Origin of the sequence: Sphingomonas epibiotica (assembly GCF_039615155.1) — a bacterium.
GTDB lineage: Bacteria > Pseudomonadota > Alphaproteobacteria > Sphingomonadales > Sphingomonadaceae > Sphingomonas.
On sequence record NZ_JBDGHY010000004.1, the window covers coordinates 57,191 to 73,752 of the forward strand.

14 protein-coding genes and 1 tRNA gene are annotated in these 16,562 nt (G+C 67.4%); 4 read left to right on the top strand and 11 right to left on the bottom strand.

What is annotated here, in order from left to right:
• Positions 1-4: 4 nt before the first annotated feature.
• Positions 5-1,597, bottom strand: coding sequence for a protein translocase subunit SecD (gene secD, locus AAIO73_RS09125; RefSeq protein ID WP_345877494.1), 1,593 nt, complete (start codon positions 1,595-1,597; stop codon positions 5-7).
• The gene (gene yajC / locus AAIO73_RS09130) at positions 1,597-1,941 is read right to left on the bottom strand and encodes a preprotein translocase subunit YajC (protein ID WP_056456166.1); all 345 of its coding nucleotides are present in this window, start codon (positions 1,939-1,941) and stop codon (positions 1,597-1,599) included. The genes secD and yajC overlap by 1 nt, the downstream gene beginning before the upstream one ends.
• 159 nt (positions 1,942-2,100) lie before the next feature.
• Between yajC and AAIO73_RS09135 the strand changes: the two genes are divergently transcribed.
• Positions 2,101-2,177 (top strand) — tRNA-Pro (locus AAIO73_RS09135).
• Between the two features lie 30 nt (positions 2,178-2,207).
• Here the strand turns inward: AAIO73_RS09135 and AAIO73_RS09140 are convergent.
• The 7 genes from AAIO73_RS09140 to glmM form a co-directional block, all read right to left on the bottom strand.
• Positions 2,208-4,556 (bottom strand): amino acid adenylation domain-containing protein, encoded by a 2,349-nt coding sequence (locus tag AAIO73_RS09140; RefSeq protein WP_345877495.1) that lies wholly within the window; start codon positions 4,554-4,556, stop codon positions 2,208-2,210.
• 22 nt (positions 4,557-4,578) lie between these two features.
• Positions 4,579-5,655, bottom strand: coding sequence for a dihydropteroate synthase (gene folP, locus AAIO73_RS09145; RefSeq protein ID WP_345877496.1), 1,077 nt, complete (start codon positions 5,653-5,655; stop codon positions 4,579-4,581).
• Entirely contained in the window at positions 5,655-6,770 is a 1,116-nt protein-coding gene (locus tag AAIO73_RS09150; protein WP_345877498.1) for a site-specific DNA-methyltransferase, read from the bottom strand. The genes folP and AAIO73_RS09150 overlap by 1 nt, the downstream gene beginning before the upstream one ends.
• Before the next feature lie 317 nt (positions 6,771-7,087).
• The gene (rnhB, locus tag AAIO73_RS09155) at positions 7,088-7,684 is read right to left on the bottom strand and encodes a ribonuclease HII (protein WP_345877500.1); all 597 of its coding nucleotides are present in this window, start codon (positions 7,682-7,684) and stop codon (positions 7,088-7,090) included.
• A complete protein-coding gene (gene thiD, locus AAIO73_RS09160; protein WP_345877502.1) occupies positions 7,677-8,831 on the bottom strand; it encodes a bifunctional hydroxymethylpyrimidine kinase/phosphomethylpyrimidine kinase in 1,155 nt (384 codons plus the stop codon). Before thiD ends, rnhB begins: the two co-directional genes overlap by 8 nt.
• Before the next feature lie 173 nt (positions 8,832-9,004).
• Entirely contained in the window at positions 9,005-9,181 is a 177-nt protein-coding gene (locus AAIO73_RS09165; protein ID WP_242116783.1) for a DUF1272 domain-containing protein, read from the bottom strand.
• Complete coding sequence (gene glmM / locus AAIO73_RS09170; protein WP_345877504.1) at positions 9,181-10,524, bottom strand: phosphoglucosamine mutase; 1,344 nt, start codon at positions 10,522-10,524, stop codon at positions 9,181-9,183. The genes AAIO73_RS09165 and glmM overlap by 1 nt, the downstream gene beginning before the upstream one ends.
• Before the next feature lie 71 nt (positions 10,525-10,595).
• On the opposite strand from glmM, the gene AAIO73_RS09175 reads away from it, so the two are divergent.
• Positions 10,596-11,861 carry a dicarboxylate/amino acid:cation symporter gene (locus tag AAIO73_RS09175; RefSeq protein WP_345877506.1) on the top strand — a complete coding sequence of 422 codons (1,266 nt, stop codon included), beginning with the start codon at positions 10,596-10,598 and terminating at the stop codon, positions 11,859-11,861.
• 73 nt (positions 11,862-11,934) lie between these two features.
• Here AAIO73_RS09175 and gorA read toward each other — a convergent pair whose 3' ends face one another.
• Together gorA and pgi are read right to left on the bottom strand one after the other, a co-directional pair.
• Complete coding sequence (gene gorA, locus AAIO73_RS09180) at positions 11,935-13,284, bottom strand: glutathione-disulfide reductase (protein ID WP_345877508.1); 1,350 nt, start codon at positions 13,282-13,284, stop codon at positions 11,935-11,937.
• A complete protein-coding gene (pgi, locus tag AAIO73_RS09185; protein WP_345877510.1) occupies positions 13,281-14,789 on the bottom strand; it encodes a glucose-6-phosphate isomerase in 1,509 nt (502 codons plus the stop codon). The genes gorA and pgi overlap by 4 nt, the downstream gene beginning before the upstream one ends.
• A gap of 114 nt (positions 14,790-14,903) precedes the next feature.
• Here pgi and lepB point away from each other — a divergent pair, with 114 nt between their 5' ends.
• Both lepB and rnc read left to right on the top strand, forming a co-directional pair.
• Positions 14,904-15,725 carry a signal peptidase I gene (gene lepB, locus AAIO73_RS09190; RefSeq protein WP_345877512.1) on the top strand — a complete coding sequence of 274 codons (822 nt, stop codon included), beginning with the start codon at positions 14,904-14,906 and terminating at the stop codon, positions 15,723-15,725.
• Positions 15,674-16,390 carry a ribonuclease III gene (rnc, locus tag AAIO73_RS09195; protein WP_345878034.1) on the top strand — a complete coding sequence of 239 codons (717 nt, stop codon included), beginning with the start codon at positions 15,674-15,676 and terminating at the stop codon, positions 16,388-16,390. The genes lepB and rnc overlap by 52 nt, the downstream gene beginning before the upstream one ends.
• Positions 16,391-16,562: the final 172 nt, after the last annotated feature.

A 16,562-nucleotide genomic window follows, 5' to 3' on the forward strand; every position in this document is an offset into this window, starting at 1 on the left:
GGCCTTAGATATGGATGTCGGTCGGACGGTTGCGGCGCATCCATCCGGCGACCAGCATCCGCGTGAAGGTGACGGCGGTGAACACCGAGCTGGCGATGCCGAGCAGCAGCACGACCGCGAAGCCGCGGATCGGGCCGGAACCGAGGATCAGCATGATCCCGCCGGCGATCGCGTGGGTCACGTTCGCCTCGAAGATCGTACGGCTCGCTTCCTTATAGCCCAGTTCGAGCGACTGGAGCACCGATCGCCCACGCCGCCGCTCTTCGCGGATGCGCTCGTTGATCAGCACGTTCGCGTCGACCGCGGTACCGATGGTCAGCACGAAGCCGGCGATACCCGGCAGCGTCAGCGTCGCTTTCAGGAACGCCATCACTGCGAGGATCATCAGGATGTTCAGCACCACGGCGATCGTCGAATAGATGCCGAAGCGGCCATAGGTCATGACCATGAACGCGATGACCGCCACCGTGGCGATGATCGCGGCGGTGACGCCCGCCTTGATCGAATCGGCGCCCAGTTCGGGGCTGACGGTGCTTTCCTGCACGACGGTCAGGTCGACCGGCAGCTTGCCCGAGCGCAGCGCGATCGAAAGCTGGTTGGCGCTGTCTACGGTAAAGCCACCGCTGATCGTCGCGCTGCCGCCAAGGATCGGTTCGTTGATGTTAGGCGCGGAAATGACCGAATTATCGACGATGATCGCGAACGGCTTGCCGGTATTTTCCTGCGTCACCTTCGCAAAGCGGCGACCGCCTTCCGAATTGAAGTTGATCGTAACGTTGGGCTGACCATTCTGGTCATAGGTCTGACGCGCATCGGCGAGCTGATCGCCCGAGATGATCGTCGAACGCTTGACCGCGATCGGTGCGCCCTGCGCCGGATAAGGCAAGATCTGGCTGCCGGCCGGCGCCTGTCCGCGCGCGACGGCGGCGGGATCGGCGGTCAGGTCGACCAGCTTGAATTCGAGCCGCGCGGTCTTGCCGAGCAGGTCCTTCAGCGCCTTCGGATCGGAAAGCCCCGGCACCTGCACGACGATGCGGTTGGTGCCCTGCTGGATGATCGTCGGTTCGCGGGTACCCAGTTCGTCGATGCGGCGGCGCACGACCTCGGTCGCGTCCTTCATCGCATTTTCGACGGTCAGGCGCAGGCCGGCCTGGGTCGGGGTCAGGACGAAGCGCGTGGTATCGCGCACTTCGATATCCCATTCGCGCTGGCCGGTCATGCCAGCACCGCCGCCGGTCAGGCTCAGCAGCTTCTCGCGCGCGGCATCGACCTGCGTCGCGTCGCGGACCATGAAGCTGATCTGTCCGCCCCGCGTCGAGATATCGCCGATGGCGACGCGTGGGCTACGGCGCATCTCGGTCGCGATCCGTTCGCGCATCGCCTCGATCTGGGTCGCGGCGACGTCTTCGGTCTTGGCTTCGAGCAGAATGTAGCTGCCGCCGGCAAGGTCGAGGCCGAGATTGATCGTCTGCGACGCATACCACGCCGGCAGCTTCGCCCGCATGGCTTCGGGCAGCAGGCTCGGCACCGCGAACAGCGACAACAGGATCACGGATGCCCAGATGGCGATCCGTTTCCAGCGCGGAAAGTCGAGCATCAGTCGTTCGCGGGCTTGGCGCCGGCGGGCGGCGTGACCTCGGCGATGGTCGCCTTGACCACGCGGACGCGGGTGTTGGCGGCGATCTCGACCTCGACGAAGGTCTCCTCGACCTTGGTCACCTTGCCGATGATGCCGCCGGCGGTGACGACCTGGTCGCCGCGCTTCACTGCAGCGATCGACGCCTGCAGCGTCTTCATCCGCTTCGACTGCGGACGGATCAGCAGGAAGTAGAAGGCGACGAAGATCAGCAGCAGCGGCGCGATGCCGATCAGCGTGCCGAGGAAACCACCCGATGCCGCGGGCGCGGCAGCGGACTGGGCAAAAGCGGAAGGTACGAGCATTGCTGGCCTGAATGTCCGAGATAGCGGACGCCGCGAACACGGCATCCTGTCAATTGCGGGCAGCTATCATCTGCACGGGTCGCACGCAACATTTGCCCGCTTGCACGCTTCGGGCTTGCATGGGCCGGAAACCCGGCCTAAAGGCACGCCCTCTCTGATCGGGGCGTAGCGCAGCCTGGTAGCGCATCACACTGGGGGTGTGGGGGTCGCAGGTTCGAATCCTGTCGCCCCGACCAGAGAGTTAAGGCGAATCATTCGCCCTTCCCCTATTTCGCCGGCACCTTTACCCGCAGCACCGCGTCGGGTGCGTCGTGCAGCCGCACGTACAGCATGTCCTGCGTCGCAGGCACGTCGACCAATCCGCCGACGAATCCGGCGGGCAGCGGCGTGGCATCCTTCATGTCCGGGGTCGTGCCGATCGCGGCGACGACGAACAGGTCGCGACCGCTGACCGTACAGCGTTCGCGACACGCGACTCCGCTCAGCAGCGGCAGGCGGACCAGCGACGCGAGCGACTGCCACGCGCCCGCCGCCCCGCCGCGCCACGGACGGAAGCGCAAGGCGCCGGCCGCCGCCGTTCCGAACACCGATTGCGGTGCGATGGTCGTCACCGCAATATCGCCGCCGACCCGCTGCACCGCGCCCGACGCGATGGTCAGCCGCTTGGTCGCGTCGCCATTCGCGATCTCGATCCCGTCCTCACCGCTGCCCAGGCCCCCGGCGATCCGCGTCGAGAAGGTCAGCGTCGCCCCGGTCGGCACCAGCCCATCGGGCAGTTCGATCGGTAGCGCACCGGCCGGCGTTTCATAGGCGACTCGCCGGTCGAGCAACGTCGCGACCGGCCGGGCCGGGGCGACCGTCGCCGCCACCGTCGCCGTCCGCCCGTCACGAAGCTGCACCGTCGCGCTGTCTCCCACTTCGGTCAGTGGCTGTTCGGCGGTCAGCGTCAGGCGATCCCCCTCCCCGACGCGCATCAGCGTACCCGCCACGAAGCGCGTCGCGCCCAGCGTCAGCCCCGCCACCTGATCGAGCCGGGCGCCCTCCAGCACGCCCTCCCGGTCGCCGGCATGGATGGCGAAACGATCGAGCCGGCTCGGTTCGGCACGCCCGGTCAGCGCGATCTGATCGGGGGCGACCGCACCGAAACGGACGACGGTCAGCGCCAGCGCGCCGGGCCGCGTCTTGGCAAGCGGCAACGTCACGTCGAGCGCATCCGGCGCGGCCGACTTCCAGGTCAGCGACCGGCTGAGGCCCGCCGAATCGCGCAGCGTCAGCCCGGCGACGCACGCCGCCGCCCCGCCGCGCAGGGTCAGCGGATGGTCGCGCCCGACGATCACCGTCGCATCGGGCTGCGCCGTCCATGCACCCGGCCCGTCGAGTTGCGCCGGCACGCGCGGGCCGCTGAACGCATCGAAGCCCCAGCGTCCCTGCACCACCGCTTCGCTCACCGGACCCGCCGCCTGTGCCGCACCGGTCGCCAGCACCAGCCCGCCGCGCTCGGCATCGGGGGTCAGCGGCAGCGTCGCCACCTTCCCATCGGCGCCGGTCACACGCAGCACCAGATCGCGCGCATAATCGGTCGCGAACAGCAGCGACGCATCGTCGATCGGCAGTACGAGGTCGGGCTTGGCAAGGCACAACGCGCCGGGCGCTGCCGACCGCCACAAAGGCGGCGGCGCGTCGCCGATCGGCGGCAACGGCGCGACCAGCACCGATCGCGGATTCTGAAACGACGGCGCGCTGTTCAACTGCAGGTGGATCGCCTGCCCCTGCCCCAAGGCGAGCGCCGGAAGATATTGATATTGCGCGCTACGAAACGCCCCGAACAGCCGCGCCAGATCGCGCGCAAGGCCGATATAGGGGCTGTAATAGCCCGCCCCGCCCTCGCGCGTCGCCGCCACCCGGTAGGCGAGGTCGACCGGGGCACCGGTCAGCGTCTCGGTCAGCGTCGCGCCGCGCTGCGCCTGCAACACCAGCGAGTCGCGCTGCTGGGTCAGGCATGCCGCCTGCAACGCGCGCTGTCGCAACAGGCAATCGGCGTTGAGCTTGATCCTGAGCGCATCGGCCAGCACCGGCGCGGCGGTGGCGAGACGCTCGGGCGCACGCTCGCCGATCCGGCCGATAGCGCCGACGAACGCATCGAGCCGCTGCCGGTCGAGCGATGCCTGATACAGATCCTGCGCCGCGCGGACGAACACGCCCGGCCGGCCTCGCACCGCGCCACGCACCGCCGAAAAGCCGCCACCGGCTTCGGGGGCGAGGAACAGCAGCACCTGCTCGGCGCCCTCGGGCACCTTCACGCTCAGGACGTTCTTTTTCTTGTTCCACGTCTCGACCGAGAAGAACCAGTCCTTGGGCGGCGGATTGGTCGCCCCGCGCAGAAAGGCGACGACCAACAGATAGCGCGCCGCCTGATCGTCGGGCAGCAGCGCCTTCGCGGTCAGCGTGTCGCCACCGCGCAACGCCGGCACCGCCGCGACCGGCAGTTCGACCTCGCCGCGCTTCACCATGACCGACACGTCGGGGCCGGCCAGATCGAAGCCGTTTTGCTGGGCCTGCGCGGCATTGGCGAACAGCGCCGAGAGCGCGGCGAGCAACAGGAGAACGCGAACCATGCGCGCCGCTATAGCGGACGCCTTATGGCGCGACCAAGGCAGCATCGCGCAGGCCGCGCCACACATGGATCGCCTGCACCGTCTCCGCGACGTCGTGCACCCGCACGATTTGCGCGCCACGCTCGACCCCGGCCAGCGCCAGCGCAACCGATCCGCCTAGCCGCTGGTCGGCCGGTGCCTCGTCCGACAGCGCGCCGATGATCCGCTTGCGGCTGGCCCCCAACAGCACCGGACAGCCAAGGCCGTGGAACAGCGCCAGCCCGTTCACCAGTGCCAGATTGTCCGACAGCGCCTTGCCGAAGCCGATGCCCGGATCGACCACGATCTTCGCGCGATCGACCCCGGCGGCGACCACCGCCTCGACCCGTGCCTCCAGCCAGTCGAACACGTCGAGCAACGGGTCGCGATAGCCGTTCCCACCATGCGGCCCCTGCTTCGGGGCGGGCGAGTGCATCAGTACCACCGGGCAGCCGCTTGCGACCACGACGTCCAGCGCGCGCGGATCATAAGCCAGCGCGGCGACGTCGTTGATTAGATGCGCGCCCGCCGCCAGCGTCGCTTCCATCACCGCCGCCTTGCGCGTATCGACCGAGATCGCGACGCCCGCCGCCGCCAACCCCTCGACGACCGGCACGACACGGGCGATCTCGTCGCCTTCCCACACCGTCGCCGCGCCGGGCTTGGTCGATTCGCCGCCTAGGTCGATCAGCGCCGCGCCCGCCGCCGCCATCGCCACCCCGACCGCCGCCGCGCCCGCCGGATCGTCGACATGCCGCCCGCCGTCCGAGAAACTGTCGGGCGTGACGTTGAGTATCCCCATCACCAACGGCTGATCGAAGCGTACCACCCGCTCGCCAAGCGTCAGCGGCGCGCGCGGCGTCGTGATCCGCCGAAGCAACCGCCGCGCGCGCTCGGCCTTCTCCGCTGGCAGGCCCGCCGCCCACGCATCGAAGCCGTCGACCGGCACGATCGTGCGCGCGCCACCGCGTTCGCGTACCTCATAGGCCGCGAACCACAGCATCCCGCCCGCCAGTCGCGCCACGCTGCCATCGGGCAACCCGACCGGCGTGTCGATGAAGCGGACCGGCCGCAGATACATCAGGGCTGGGTCGCGAGCAGCCATTGCTGGCGCAGCGCATCGACCGGGGTCAGCCCGTTCGGCCCCTCGCTATGCCAGAAGGTCCAGCCATTGCACGACGGCGCATTCTGCAACGTCGAGCCGAGCTTGTGGATCGACCCCGCCGCCCCGCAGTCGGACAGCAACGATCCATCGGCCAGCACCGTCGCGCGGAACCGGCGCTTGGCATCCATCACCACCGATCCCGCGGGCAGCATCCCGTTTTCGACCAGCACGCCGAACGCCACGCGCGGCGGCTTGGTCGGCGCGCGCATCGCCCGGATCGCCGATTCGTCGAGCGGCAGCGCCGCCTCGATCCGCGCCGTCGCCGCCTCGACATAGGTCGCGTCGCGCTCGATACCGATGAAGTGCCGCCCCAGCCGCTTGGCGACCGCCCCGGTCGTACCGGTGCCAAAGAACGGGTCGAGCACGACGTCGCCCGGATTGGTCGATGCCAGCAGCACGCGATACAGCAGCGCCTCGGGCTTCTGCGTCGGATGGACCTTCGTCCCGTCCTTGCGCAGCCGCTCCGGCCCGCCGCAGATCGGGAATTCCCAGTCCGACCGCATCTGCAGTTCGTCGTTCAGCGTCTTCATCTGGCGATAGTTGAAAGTGTAGCGCGCCTTCTCGCCCATCGATGCCCAGATCATCGTCTCATGCGCATTGGTAAAGCGCGTGCCCTTGAAATTGGGCATCGGGTTCGACTTGCGCCACACGATGTCGTTCAGGATCCAGAAGCCCTGATCCTGCACGATCGACCCGACGCGGTAGATATTATGATAGCTGCCGATGACCCAGATCGTGCCATTAGGCTTCAGGATGCGGCGCGCCTCGGCCAGCCAGTCGCGCGTGAACTTGTCGTACGCGGCGAAGCTGTCGAACTTGTCCCAATCGTCGTCGACCGCATCGACCTGACTGCCATCGGGCCGCAGCAGGTCGCCGCCCAGTTGCAGGTTGTAGGGCGGATCGGCGAAGATGCAGTCGATCGACTTGGCCGGCAGCGAGCGCATCGCGTCGATGCAATCGTCCATCAGGATTCGGTCTAGCGGCAGCGTCACCGTCTTGGGCGCCTTTGCCCGGATTTTCGTCGCTACCATCGTCGCCAGTCCCCCTTGAATCGGCTCCATTTCGGGGAATCGGCGAGTCGCGGTCAAGCGGAAATGCTTGACTCTCGTGGTTTGGTGGATTCGTTCCGGCGACGAATCGAGTCGCCGAGGGCAGATATTGAGTCTGTCGAACGCACCCGGACTCAACATCTGGTAGCCATCGGTTCGTCGCAAATCCTCCCCGGCACGGGGAGGGGGACCGCCGCGAAGCGGTGGTGGAGGGGGATCGCGGCATACGGAGCCGTTGCGTTGCGCCGACAGCCCCCTCCACCAGCTTCGCTGGTCCCCCTCCCCGTGCCGGGGAGGATTTAGAGAGGCATGCACACCTGCGCGACCGGTGCGAAACTCCGCCGATGCAGCGGGGTCGGCCCGAGCGTCCGCAGCGCATCCAGATGCACCTTCGCGCCATAGCCCTTGTTCGACGCCCAGCCATAGCCGGGATGCAGCGCATCGGCTTCGACCATCATCGCGTCGCGCGTCTGCTTGGCGACGATCGACGCTGCGGCGATCGACAGGCTGATCGCGTCGCCGCCGATCACTGCGATGCTGGGATGGCCCCAGTGGGGGCAGCGATTGCCGTCGACCAGCACCATGCCGCACGCCATGCCCAGCGCATCGACCGCGCGTTCCATCGCCAGCATCGTCGCCCACAGGATGTTCAACCGGTCGATTTCCTCGACGCTCGCGATACCGACGCCGACCGTCGCGCAATCGAGCAGTCGCGCGTGCAGTTCGGCGCGACGCTTCGCACTCAACTGCTTCGAATCGTTGAGGCCATCCGGGATGCAATCGCGGTCCAGCACTACCGCCGCCGCGACGACCGGCCCGGCGAGCGGCCCGCGTCCGGCTTCGTCCACCCCCGCCACCGGCCCGACATGGCGCGCCTCGTGGCTCCAGTCAGGCATCGGCGATACGCCACGGCGGATAGCGCCGCATCTCGCCCGCCTGATACAGGCAGACCTCGTTACCCGCCGGATCGAACAACCGCGCCTCGCGCCAGCCCCAGGGGCGGTCGATCGGTTCCTGTGCGAAGGAAACGCCCTGCCCCTTCAGATAGGGCACGATCACGTCGAGGTCGCCGACTTCGAAATAGACCGCCGGCACCTTGCGTTCCTCGGTCATCTCGATCGAGAAGGTCGCCCCGCCCTCGGTCTCGAACCGGGCATAGCGGCGGCTGGAGCGGACGATCGGTTTCAGGCCGAGCAAGCGATAGAAATGCTCGCTGGCCGGCACGTCGTTGGCGGGCACCGTCACCTGATTGAGCATCGGCGACCAGCGCGACTGGTTGAGGTCGAGCCGCACGCCCTGCTGCGCCATCGGCCCGGCGCCGCGCCCCAGTTCGTCGGCGCCCTGCATCGCGATCCGCACGAAGCTGCGCGCGCGGCCGATCGCCTCGGCCAGCGTCCATTCCTTCGCCAGTTCGCAGGCGATGGCGGTCGACAAAGTGCAGCCGGTGCCGTGCGTCGCCATGCCGTCGACGCGGGGCGCCGACCATTCGACCAGCGGCGCGGCGCCGGGTTTGCGTTGGTGCAGGCGGTCGATCACCACCTCACCCTCGCCATGCCCGCCCTTTTCGAGCAGCGCGCAGCCATGATCCAGCACCGCATCGGCCCCGCCCAGTGCCGCCAGCTCAGGCAGGTTGGGCGTGGCGACCGTCGCCACCGCCATCAGCCGTTCGAACGCGGCGACCGTCGCCTCGTCGGCCAGCCTTGCGCCGCTGGTCGCGATCATGACGGGGTCGAACACGACCGGAATGCCGCGCAACTCGCCCAACCGGTCGGCTAGGGCATGCGCGGTGCGGGCCGATCCGATCATGCCGATCTTGACCGCGTCGACGCCGATGTCGCGGACCACCGCGTCGATCTGCGCCATGACCATGTCGGTCGGGACCGGGTGGACGGCATCGACGCCCAGCGTGTTCTGCGCGGTGATCGCGGTGATCGCGGTCATGGCGTGACAGCCGAGCATCGTCGCGGTCTTGATATCCGCCTGGATACCGGCGCCCCCGCCGGAGTCGGAACCGGCGACGATCAGGATGCGGGGTGTGGTCATGTGGGTGGCGTTAGCACCCCAGGCGCTACGATCAAGCTCCTCCCCGCCTCCGGGGAGGGGGATCGTCCGCGCAGCGGATGGTGGAGGGGGATCGCCCCGCAAAGCAACGGCTCCGTATGCGGATATCCCCCTCCACCAGCTTCGCTGGTCCCCCTCCCCGTACCGGAGAGGATTTACTTGCGGCGAGTCGGTCGATCGACCAGCTCGCCCCGACAATTCGGGCAAACCTCGTCGAGTTCATCCGCGCAATCCGCGCAAAAGGTGCATTCGTGCGAACAGATGAACGCGCCATGCGCCGCCGCCGGCAGCGATGCATCGCAGCGTTCGCACTTGGGCTTCATTTCCAGCATCAGGCCGCCGCCTGCCGCACCGCGTCGCAGATGCGGTCGACGACCTGCTCGACCTGGCCCCGGTCGTCGCCCTCGGCCATCACCCGGATCACCGGCTCGGTCCCCGATGCGCGGAGAACCAGCCGCCCGCGTCCCGCAAGTTCCGCCTCGACGCCCGCCACCACGTCCTTGACCCGCGGATCGTCGAGCGGCTTGCCGCCGGCGAAGCGGACATTCTTCAGCAACTGCGGCAACGGGTCGAAGCGGTGAAGCACCTCGCTCGCCGGCGCGCCCGCGCGCTGCACTTCGGCCAGCACCTGCAACGCCGCGACCAGCCCGTCGCCGGTCGTCGCATAGTCGGACAGGATGATATGCCCCGACTGCTCGCCGCCGACATTATAGCCCGACGAGCGCATCTTTTCGAGGACGTGCCGATCGCCGACCGCAGTGCGCACCAGCCCCAGCCCCTGCGCCGACAGATGGCGTTCGAGGCCGAGGTTCGACATGACCGTCGCGACCAGCCCGCCGCCCTTCAACCGGCCGGCCCGCGCCCAGCTCGCCGCGATGGTCGCCATCAACTGATCGCCATCGATCACCCGCCCCGCTTCATCGACAACGATAAGACGGTCGGCATCCCCGTCCAGCGCAATGCCGATCTGCGCGCCCGATGCCACCACCGTTTCCGAAAGGAGTTGCGGCGCGGTCGATCCGACGCGGTCGTTGATATTCTTGCCATCGGGGGTCACGCCGATCGCGATCACCTCCGCCCCCAATTCCCACAGGGCGGCCGGCGCGACGTTATAGGCGGCACCATTGGCGCAATCGAGCACCAGCTTCATCCCGTCGAGCCGCAGATTTTCGGGGAAGGTCGCCTTGGCGAAGTGGATATAGCGGCCGCGCGCGTCCTCGATCCGCTTGGCGCGGCCGATATCGCCCGGTGCCGACAGCTCGATCTCGTCGCTGTCGATCAACGCCTCGATCGCCAGTTCGTCGGCATCGGACAGCTTGTACCCGTCCGGCCCGAACAGCTTGATGCCATTGTCGTGGAACGGATTATGGCTGGCGGAGATCATCACGCCCATATCGGCGCGCATCGAATGCGTCAGCATCGCCACTGCCGGCGTCGGCATCGGCCCGACCAATACCACGTCCATCCCGACCGAGGTGAACCCCGCGACCATCGCATTTTCGAGCATGTAACCCGACAGCCGGGTGTCCTTGCCGATCACCACGCGGTGGCGATGATCGCCGCGCCGGAAATGCGCGCCCGCCGCCATGCCGATCCGCATCGCCATCTCGGCGGTCATCGGCTTGCTGTTGGTCAGCCCGCGTATACCATCGGTACCGAAATATTTCCTTGCCATCGTGCCATACGCCTTCAGGTTGAGCCTTTGCGTGGCGCGGCTATTACCGCCACTTTGTAAAAAGGGCGAGCATGTCGCAAGCGACACGAATATTGGCGGGATTGGGTGCAGGGCTGGCGCTGGGCATCGGGCTGGCCGCGCAATCACCCGACACCGCATTGTCGGGCATCGCCATCGCCGAACCGATCGGCACCGCATGGCTGAACGCGCTGCGCATGACGATCGTACCGCTGGTGGTGGCGCTGCTGATCACCGGCATCGCGCAGACGGCGGAGGCGGCCCGGGCCGGGAGGATCGCGACACGTTCGCTGTTGCTGTTCATCGTCATCCTGTGGACGTCCTCGGCACTCGGCGCGCTGGTCACGTTGTCGCTGCTCGATCTCTTTCCGCTGGGCGACACCGCGGCACAGGCACTGCGCTTGACGTTCGGCACCGCCGCCCCGGCCGCTAAAGTCCCGCCCTTCACCGATTTCCTCGTCGCGATCGTGCCGACCAATCCGGTATCGGCGGCGGCCAACGACCAGTTTTTGCCGCTGATCCTGTTCACTTTGGTGTTCGGCTTCGCGATGACGCGCCTGCCGCAGGACAATCGCCACATATTGGTGCGGCTGTTTCAGGCGATCGCCGACACGATGCTGATCGTCATCAACTGGGTGTTGTGGCTGGGGCCGATCGGCGTGTTCGCACTCGGCTATGTCGTCGGCGCGCGCGCCGGGACCGCTGCGTTCGGGGCGCTGGTCCATTATGTGTTGGTGCTGATGACGGTCGGCCTGACCATCTGGCTGCTCGCCTATCCGCTCGCGCGGTTCGGCGGGCGCGTGTCGATCGCGCGCTTCCTGAAAGGGACGGCGCCGGCACAGGCAGTCGCGATCTCGACGCAGAGTTCGCTTGCCTCGCTGCCGGCGATGCTGAAGGGGTCGGGCGACCTCGGCGTGCCGGTCGCGACCTCGGGCGTGGTGCTGCCGATGGCGGTGGCGCTGTTCCGCGCGACCGGGCCAGCGATGAATCTGGGCGTCGCACTGTATGTCGCGCATGTGTTCGGCGTGCCGCTGGGCGCCGGGCAGATCGCGGCGGGGATCGCGGCGGGCGCGATCACGACGATGGGCGCGGCGAGCCTGCCCGGGCAGATCAGCTTCGTATCTTCGATCGCGCCGATCGCGGTGGCGATGGGCGTGCCGGTCGAGCCGCTCGCCCTGCTGGTCGCGGTCGAGACGCTGCCCGATATCGTCAGGACGCTCGGCAATGTGACGATGAACGTCGCCGTCACGACGGTGATCGGCGAGCGGGTCGGCGGGGAACGGGTGACGGAAGCGGACGTGATATTGGCGGAGGGCTAAAAATCCTCCCCGCTCCGCGGAGAGGATTTGGCGTTCCGCTCGCGACAGCGAGCCGGAACGCCCCACCACTGCCCTACTTCATCAGCACCAGTTCTTCGGCCATGGTCGGGTGCAGCGCCACCGTCTGGTCGAACTGCTCCTTGGTCAGCCCGGCCTTCACCGCGATCGCCGCCGCCTGCAAAATCTCCGGCGCATCGGGCCCGATCATGTGCAGGCCGACGATCCGCCCGGTCACATCGTCGCAGATCATCTTGTACAGCGCGCGTTCGTTGCGCCCGGCCAGCACGTTCTTCATCGGGCGGAAATCGGACAGATAGACCTTCACCGATCCCAGCTTCGACTTGGCCTCGCCCTCGGTCATGCCGACGCCGGCCATCGGCGGATGGCTGAACACCGCGCTCGGGATGCAGTCGTAATCGACCGTCACGTCCTTGCCGCCATAGGTCCGGTCGGCGAACGCCTGCCCCTCGCGGATCGCGACCGGGGTCAACTGCACCCGGTTCGTGACGTCGCCGACCGCATAGATCGACGGACAGGTCGATTGCGCCTGATCGTTCACCTTGACCGCGCCCTTGTCGTCCAGCTCCACGCCCGCCGACTCCAGCCCCAGCCCTTCGGTATTGGGCACGCGGCCGGTCGCGAACATCACCATGTCGACCGTCACCGGCTCATGGTTCGACATCTTGACCGTCAGGCAGCCATCCGCGCCCTTCTCGATCCCCTCGAACTCGGCGTGGAAGCGGAATTCGATCCCCTTCGTCATCGAGATCTGTAGCAACCGGTCGCGGATCGATTCGTCATAGCCGCGCAGGATCACGTCGGTGCGGTTGATGAGGATGACGTGCGCGCCGAACTGGTGGAACACGCCCGCGAACTCGTTGGCGATATAGCCCGCACCGGCGATCAGGATGCGCTTGGGGATCGCCTCTAGGTGAAACGCCTCGTTCGAAGTGATGCCATGTTCGTGCCCCGGACAGGACGGCACCGCCGGCTTGGCACCGACCGCGATCAGGATACGCTCGGCAGTCACCTCGCGTCCGCTCGCCAGCTTTACCGAATGCGGTCCGGTCACCGTCGCGCGTTCGTGAAGGATCTCGACGCCGTGATTTTCCAGCGTGCTGGTATAGGCGCCGTTGATCCGGTCGACTTCGCTCAGCACATTGTCGCGCAGCCGGGGCCACGAAAAGTCGCATTGCGGCGGCACGTCCCAGCCGAACGCGTTCGCATCGCGCAGATCCTCGGCGAAATGCGCGCCGTACACCAGAAGCTTCTTCGGCACGCAGCCGCGGATGACGCAGGTACCGCCGACGCGGTATTCCTCCGCCACCGCCACTTTCGCGCCATGCGCCGCCGACACACGGGCGGCGCGGGTGCCGCCCGATCCCGCGCCGATGACGAAAAGGTCGTAGTCGTATTCGCTCATGCAAGTCCTGCCCGTGCCAAAAGGTCGTTGGTCGACGCATCGAACGTCTGACCACCGCGATCGGCTGCCTTCGCCATTTCCTTGCCCAGCTCGACCCCGAACTGGTCGAACGGATTGATGCCGAGCAGCGCCGCGTTCACGAACGTCCGCGCCTCGTAGAAGGCGATCAGCGCGCCGAGACTGCGGGCGTCGAGGTCCTTCAGCAGGATCGTCGACGACGGCCGGTCGCCGGCATAGGCACGCGCCGGATCGTCATTCTTCTTGCCCGCCATCAGCGCCGCGCCCTGTGCGAAGGCGTTGAGCAATAGCTGCCGGTGGTGTGCGGGGTCGAGCGTATCGCCCGCCTCGATCACCGCGACGAATTCGAGGGGGACGATCCGCGTCCCCTGATGCAGCAGCTGGAACACCGCATGCTGCGCATCGGTGCCGACGCCACCCCAGGTGATCGCCGCCGAATTGCGCCCCAGCGGCTCGCCGGCCGCCGTCACCGACTTGCCGTTCGATTCCATTTCAAGCTGTTGCAGATAGGAAGGCAACAACCGCAGCCGCTCGTCATAGGCAAAGGTCGCCCGCGTCTCGAGGCCCATGACCTGCGAATAATAGAGGTCGGCAAAGGCGGCGAGCACCGGCGCGTTCTTGGTGAGGTCGGCAAGGCGGAAATGCCGGTCCATCTCGGCCGCGCCTTCCAGCAATTCCTCATAGGCCTGGAACCCCAGTGCCAGCGCGAACGGGAACCCCAGTGTCGACCACAGCGAATAGCGTCCGCCGACACTCTCGGCAAAGGGCAGCACGCGGGTTTCGTCGACCCCCCATTCGACCGCCTTGTCGGGCGCGGCGGTCAGCGCGATCACCCGGCCATAGGGGTCCTCGACCCCGCCCTCGCTCATCCACGCCAGCGCCGATGCGGCGTTCAGCATCGTCTCGGTGGTGGTGAAGGTCTTGGACGCGACGACCAGCAGTGTCGCGGCGGGGTCGAAGCCCTTGAGTGCCTCCTCCATCGCCACGCCGTCGACGTTCGACACGATCGCCACGTCATATTTGTCCTCGTCGCGACCGAGCGCGTCGAAGATCAGGTCGGGACCGAGCGCCGACCCGCCGATGCCGACATGCAGGATGTGGCGGACCGGCCCGAACGCATCGGCCTCGATCGCATCGATCAGTTGCCGCATCCTCGCCTGGAAACCACGCGCCCGCGCGACGTCGTCGGGACTACCTTCGCCGCGCTCCGCGGTATGCGTCGCGGCGCGGCCTTCGGTGACATTGACGACCTGCCCGCTGAACAGGGCGTCGCGCTTGGCGGCCAGCTCCATCGTCGTGGCGAGGCCGGTGAACGCCTGCAGTGCGGCATCGTCGAGATGCGTCTTGGCAAAGTCGAAATGGATGCCGCCGACGTCGAGTGTCAGCTTGCCCAGCCGGTCGGGGTCCTGCCCGAACAGGTCGGTCAGTCTGGTTTGCTTCAGCCCTTCGATCGCGGACCAGTCCTGCATCGCCATATCGTCCCTCATCTGCCGTCGGTTGCCTTGCCCGATGCCCTAGGGCGGATGACGGGGGGAGGTCCACTCCCTTCTAACGTCCCCAAGTCGCTTGACGCCCCGCCCCGCCCCACGCATGGCGGAACCATGGCTCTCGACCCGACCCCCACGACTCCCGCCGCCCCCAAGCCGAAGCGTTCGGAGGGGGCGGACCTGCTGGTCTTCCTGCTGAAGCTGGCGATCGTGGTGTTCATCATCCGCTCGTTCCTGTTCTCGCCCTTCTCCATCCCGTCGGGGTCGATGCAGCCGCGGCTGCTGATCGGCGACTATCTGTTCATCACGAAGTGGAACTACGGCTATTCGCGCTACTCGCTGCCGTGGAACCTGCCGCTGATCCCCGGCCGCATCCTGCCGCGCACCCCGGCACGCGGCGACGTGGTGGTGTTCAAGGCGCCGCCGACCGCCAAGCAGGACTATATCAAGCGCGTGATCGGCATTCCGGGCGACACGATGCAGATGCGCGGCGGCCAGCTGTTCCTGAACGGCAAGGCGATCCCGAAGCAGCGCATGCCCGATTTCGTCGTGCCGGTGTCGCCCAACACCGACTGCGCCTATGAATTCCAGCGGATCGTCGCCGAGAAGCCGGTCTGCGCCTATCCGCAATATCGTGAGACGCTGCCGGGTGGAAAGAGCTACAACGTCCTCGACCTCGGCACGACTGAAGCCGACGATACCGGGGTGTTCACCGTGCCCACCGGCCACGCGTTCCTGATGGGTGACAATCGCGACGACAGCGCCGATAGCCGCTTCCCGGCGCGCGAAGGCGGTGGCATTGGCATCGTCCCGCTGCAGAATATCGAGGGCAAGGCGGTCGTGAACTTCTTCTCGACCGACGGATCGGCACAATGGCTGCTGCCATGGACCTGGGTATCGGCGGCGCGGTGGAACCGCATCGGGGAAGGCTTCTGAGCGACGCCCTGCCCGGCTGGGTCGAACAGGCGCTGGGCCGCGCCCCGACCCGCATCGACGATTACGCACGTGCGCTGACCCATGGCAGCACCGCGAAGGCGACCTATGAACGGCTGGAATTTCTCGGCGACCGGGTGCTTGGCCTCGCGGTTGCCGAATGGCTCTACGAGCGCTTTCCGGCGGAGAGCGAGGGCGCGCTGTCGAAGCGGTTCAACGCACTGGTCACCGGCGCGGTTTGTGCCGAAATCGCGCGGTCGATCGGCGTCGTTCCGCATCTGAGGCTCGGCAAGCAGGCGCGCGACGATGGAGCCGGCGACAGCGACAATGTGCTAGGCGACGTGATGGAGGCGCTGATCGGCGCCTTCTACCTCGACCATGGCCATGACGCCGCCCGCGCGCTGGTCCGCCGCCTCTGGGGGTCGCGGATCGACGCGCAGCTTCGCGTCCCCCGCCACCCCAAATCGGCGCTGCAGGAATGGGCCGCCGCGCATAACCGCCGCCCGCCCGAATATGCGATCGTCGACAAGAGCGGCCCCGGCCACGCGCCACGCTTCACCGTCCGCGTGACCATCGGCAAGCTCGCCGCGATCGAGGCGACCGGCACGTCGAAGCAAGAGGCCGAGACGGCAGCCGCCAAGGCGATGCTCGCGCAACTGGGCGGATAGAGCGGGCTTATCCGCACCCCTCGGCGATCACATGCTGCGGGCCGGTTGCGGAGACGAAGCGCGTCGCTCGACTAATCGATTCCGCTTTGCCGGTCCAAAGCGAAGGTCGCGACGATTGCCATCGGCTTCGTTTCGTGCGCGTCGTCACTTGCGACCCTCACCGCCATTACCT